At 37.4% G+C, this 1,953-nt stretch carries 1 protein-coding gene and 1 pseudogene; both read right to left on the bottom strand.

Translation table 11 applies throughout. From position 1 onward, the window contains the following. On the bottom strand, positions 1–521 hold a 521-nt coding region (locus KQI94_RS15825), incomplete at its 3' end, for a distal tail protein Dit (protein WP_216454625.1). Further along, positions 522–1,953 (bottom strand): annotated as a pseudogene (locus tag KQI94_RS15830) (phage tail tape measure protein); the annotation flags it as partial.

Here is a 1,953-nt window from a genome sequence, read left to right on the forward strand (position 1 = left end):
GTATTACCCATAAGATAGTTAGCCTGAAACGTTATTTCTGTTGAACCCCACATAACACTAGTAGCATCGCTTCGAGTATATTTATATGGATTGTTCAACAAAATTGTAAATGTACCAACGACTCGATTCAATCCCTCAGGAACTGCATCAACGTCTGATTTACTACCCGACCAAAGCATTTCTGGTTCATCATTAAACCAAATCTGTACATCTTTTTCTGTAAACAAAGCAACGTTTAGTCTGTTAAAAGAATCCCTAAACGCTTCGTTAGAGTTAGCCTCAACTTTGAATTTAACTGTTAATTCTCTTTCCGGAATACGAGCATAAACATGTCGCATTCCATCACGAATTCCCAACTGGTAGCTTTGTATCTCAGTAGGAGCTAACTCTCTTCCAACAACAGATAATGTTCTATAACCTGGAACTAAATCTTCTAAAAAGGAACCATTAAAATTCATGGCTTCCGAAGGCAAAGAGGCTTTTGTTTGTTGTTCATTTACATCAATAAAGTTGTATAACATTTAGCGCCTCCTTCCTAAAGAAACATTCTTTTTATCTTGTTGATTCTGCAATTCTTTACTCATTGGTTTAGCAATAACCCTTGCAACCTCTGTACTATCTAAAATAACAGGTACCTCCACAGTGAATTTTGAAGATACATCTCCAGAAAACGCTAAACTTTGTGTTCCGCCACTAAATGACAGATTTGAATTTAAATTATCCAGCGCTGGCATGGCTACTTTTTTACTTAGTCGTTGCATAGATTTTTCTACAAAGTTTGAATATTTATCAATACCAACCGCTACTCCTGCTGGAATCATTTTACCTACTTCGTCACGCATTACACGTGATGGAGAATGAATATCCATAGCGCTTTTCATTGTACTTACAATTTGATCTGCCACACCTCTTGCTGCAGCTAAAGCACTATTAGCATTGGCGTTAATACCATTAGTCAATCCATCAATTGCATTTGCTCCGATAGAATTCATTTCTGATGGCAATTTATCCATTGCAAAAATTATTTTATCAACAATAGACTCAACAGCTCTTACTGGATTCATTGCGTTTTGTTCGATACCGTTTGATAATCCAGAATCAACATCTTCACCAATTGAGTGAAATACACGAGAAGGAGAGTGAGAATCTAAACCTTTTCTGGCACCAGAAACAACATCATCAATCATTTGATTAGATGTTTTTACAGGTAATTGTTTGTTAGCTCCAATACCTTTCTCTAGACCTTGAGGGATAGCTTTACCTATATCAGGGAAATTAGCCTTTTCAACTTCACCTTTCATATCGGTTCCCATTTGTGGAACAATTCCTTTGGTCATTTCTGCTACTGCATTTCTACCATTCTCAATTCCTGCTTTAAAGTCTTCAGTAACACTTTTACCTACACTACTAAAATCGGTGCTCTTAATCTGAGTCATTAATGTATCTTTTTGGGTTGGGATGAGGCTTGCTATTTCATCATTAACACCATTTTTACCTAACTGGTAGCCTTCTTTCATCGCATTCATGGAAGTTTCACCAGTATTACGATAGACATCATTTAAGCGTTGTAATTGTTCATCTGAAGAATTAACTAATTCTGCTGCTTGGGCAGCACCTTCAGGCCCCATTTTCCTTAGTTGCTCTAAAAGCCCTTCATCTACCCCTCGCTGTGCTAACGTAGCAATATTAGTGCTCCATTGGCTAACAGCTTCTTGGTTCTTCTGTAAGTTAGCAGCCATCTGATCAACTGAAATAGCCTGCTTTTGCTCAATAACATCAAAGGCGCTACCCACTTTTGTTTCAAGCGATGAATATTCAGCCCGCATAGCATCCATTGTTTCTTTTGTTTTACCCTTCAATGAATAGTAAGAAACTGTCTGCTCTAAAACTCCATTTGCTACAGCTTGACTAGCTGTTTGGATTGCGGATTCATGTGTTTTAGCAGTATTTATA

This window comes from Enterococcus sp. S183_ASV_20 (assembly GCF_018919685.1).
Taxonomy (GTDB): Bacteria; Bacillota; Bacilli; order Lactobacillales; family Enterococcaceae; genus Enterococcus; species Enterococcus faecalis.